The 2836-nt window shown below is 55.9% G+C and carries 2 protein-coding genes; one reads left to right on the top strand and one right to left on the bottom strand.

Annotated features, from left to right (window positions below):
* The first annotated feature begins 212 nt into the window (after positions 1–212).
* On the top strand, positions 213–1739 hold the full coding sequence (locus GTN70_05140) for a hypothetical protein (GenBank protein NIO16368.1): 1527 nt from the start codon (positions 213–215) through the stop codon (positions 1737–1739).
* A gap of 9 nt (positions 1740–1748) precedes the next feature.
* Here GTN70_05140 and GTN70_05135 read toward each other — a convergent pair whose 3' ends face one another.
* The gene (locus GTN70_05135; protein ID NIO16367.1) at positions 1749–2573 is read right to left on the bottom strand and encodes a hypothetical protein; all 825 of its coding nucleotides are present in this window, start codon (positions 2571–2573) and stop codon (positions 1749–1751) included.
* Between the last annotated feature and the right edge of the window lie 263 nt (positions 2574–2836).

Here is a 2836-nt window from a genome sequence, read left to right as displayed (position 1 = left end):
ACCACTTTTGCTCTGACACCTTCCCCCTTTGCTCTGACACCACCTTAAGCATATGATATTAAACGATTTATTTTGTCTTCCTTGCTTCCGGTTTCGGCGGGTTTCTCCTCGTAAGGGTTCATATCGCGGGAGAGGAGGAAAAAATTTCTTTCCATCGGGGCCCCCACTTATTATGATGGGATACCTTTCCGAATTCGTCTCTGGGGGGTCATTTGTTTGATTTTGTCCTGGCGGTCTCTCCGGTCGTCTTCATCAGTCTCCTCATTCTCCTGTTCAGGGCGGGGGTGATCGTAACGGGGGCGGCGGGCCTCCTCTATACGTCCGCAGTCGTCTATTTTGCCTTCCACACCCCTCTCTCCGTGATAGCCCTTTCCGTTGTCGATGGGGTCGTAACGACCATGCCGGTTATTCTGGTGGTCTGGGCGGGGATCCTGCTTGCCGATGTGCTCATCGGCACGGGCGCCCTGAAAAGGGTGGGCGACTATCTCTGCGGCCGGGTCGAGAACAAGCCCGGCAAGGCGTTGATCCTCTCTTTTGGCCTCGGCAATGTGTTCGAAGGCATGGGCATCGTGGCCGAGCCCCTTACTGCCCCCCTTTTTTACGCCGAAGGGTTCCACCCTGAAGAGTCGGCGGCATTGTCGATCCTGGGGTACTCCGGGCTTTTGACCCTCGAGTTTGCTGGTATCATCATGATGGTTCTCTCCCTGGCTTCGGGGATCAAGGTCGCCTCCCTCCTCATGCCGGTGGCGGTATTTTCCGTCATCGCTATCTTTTTCCTCTCCTTTCTTTTGCCCTTCGTCGTCTCATCTCACCCGTGGACAGGGGCTGACTACGCCCTCCTCGTCCTGTCGGCGCTCGCGCTGGGGGGAGCCGTTCTTTTCTCCGTGAGATTTCTCACCTTTGCCGTCTCCGGCGTGGTGGGTGGCGCGGTAGCGATTGCAGCGGTGTACATCGCCGGGAGAGCGGGGATGTGCGGGGAAAGGGGTGTTGTCAAAGAAAGGGTCAGGCCGCGCTACCAGGATGTCATCCCGTACGGCATCATCGTGCTTCTCTATCTTATAGCCAACCACGTTCCTGTCCTGAAGGAGTTTCTCGAGGGGGTCTTCTCCCTAAACGTCGAAATAATCAGCGCTCACCCGGTCACCTTCAGGCCGCTTCAGGACATATACACCTTCCTGTTTCTCGCAGGGTACGTAGCGGTGAAGGCAAACGGGGGAAATGCTGGGCGTTTCGGGAAAATTTTTCGAGACAACTTCCCGAAAAGCGTGAGAGCGGCGGTTGCCATGGCCCTTTTCGGCGCCATGGGCCAGGTCATTTCCTTTTCCGGCTTTGACCCCTCCTTTTCGAAGCTTTCACCATCGGGGAATCTCGCCACGGTAATCGCCGAGGGGCTCCATGCCGTTACGGGAATATATTATCTTTTCTTCGTTCCCTTCCTCGGATGGGCGGGCACCCTCCTCACCGGTTACGGTGTCGCTTCGATCATGCTCTTTGCTAAATTACAGGTAAACATAGGAAATCTTCTCGGCGTGGATCCCGCCCTTTTGGCCTCCGTTCTCGCCGTGGGTGCGGGCGTTGGAAGTATCTCGAGCCCCTTCAAGGTCGCCATAGCCACGCCCCTTTGCAACGGCATCGGAAAGGAGCCCGACGTTTTGCGAAAGACCATACCGGCGGGAATCGGGGTCAGCCTGCTTCTCGGCTGCATCCTGTTTCTCTGGGCTCTCTTCGTCCTGACTTAAGGGGGGGTATCAGGGGTGGGAGGCCGGTCCGCTCTCGATGCCGAACATCATGGTTATCCCAACGGCCACCTGAAAATCCCCCGATTCTTCCGAGAGCCCCAGCGCTCCCCCCGCATCGACGAGGAACTTTTTCCAGCTGAAGGCGATTCCTCCCCGGATGAAGCGGCGGTCATTCGTTCTCCTGCTGGTCTCCGCCCCTTCTAACCCCAGAGATGCCGATACGGATTCCCTTATCGGGTAGATGAGCCCTGCTCTGTACTCAAATAGATCGTCCTGCGTGTTTCTCGCAGACGGGTCTCCCAGAATTGCAAAGTCGGCGTTGATCAGGAGCGTGGCAGGCCCGATTGTCCGGGAAGCTGCGATTCCCAGGAACAGGTCCGTCTCGTCTGTTCCGAACTCTTCCTCGTTGCTGGCGTTGGGAAGTTTCATCGCCAGGGTGAAGGCAAAGTCGGGGAATATCTTGCGCACCCTGAGAAACTTGAAGACGGCCGTTATCTTGAGGTCTCCCGATCCGTAGTCCTGCGTCTTGTCGTTCTGGTTTATAAGAAGAAGGGGGTATTGGAGGAGCAGTTCCACGTTGTGAGACAGGCCGACGGCCATGTTGAAACTCGGGAGTTCATAGACGCGCCTGTCCTTGTTCTCGGTCTGGAAGAGAAGCAGTTCCCCCTTGTTGTAACTGGCTCCCAGCCTGAGATGGTATTCTCCCGATGGCGTGATTACCGGAGAAATGCTCTTCAGGGGAAATTGCAAATCCGCCTTCGCGGGGGTTCCGCTTGCAAGGAGAGTAAAGACCGTGGCGATGATAGCGGCAAGCCACGTCGGATATTTCATCATCGGTATCCCCTCCTCTCGCATCGATCCTGCTTTTTCGCCCGATGTGCGCCCTCTTTACCCGGAAAAATTATAACTACCTGAATATAGGAAAAATTGTTTGCTCTGTCACCCCTTATTATTCACGGATGGCGGGTTGTGGCCATCTTCCCGGGAGTGAATTGTGGCCCGGAACCTCGCTTGTCTGTTTCGGTTAAATGATTGGAAAACAACAAAAGGAAGGCGCTTTTGGCGTCCTTTTCCCACTGCCGGAAGCGGTTTCAGCT

This window comes from Deltaproteobacteria bacterium, from assembly GCA_011773515.1.
In the GTDB taxonomy this organism is placed as follows: Bacteria; Desulfobacterota; Deferrimicrobia; order J040; family J040; genus WVXK01.
Note: the sequence above shows the minus strand (reverse complement) of the source record. Positions and strands in the feature narration are given on the sequence as shown.

Coding starts and splice junctions, on each gene's coding strand:
- GTN70_05135 (NIO16367.1), bottom strand. CDS start 2,573: ATGATGAAATATCCGACGTGGCTTGCCGCTATCATCGCCACGGTCTTT.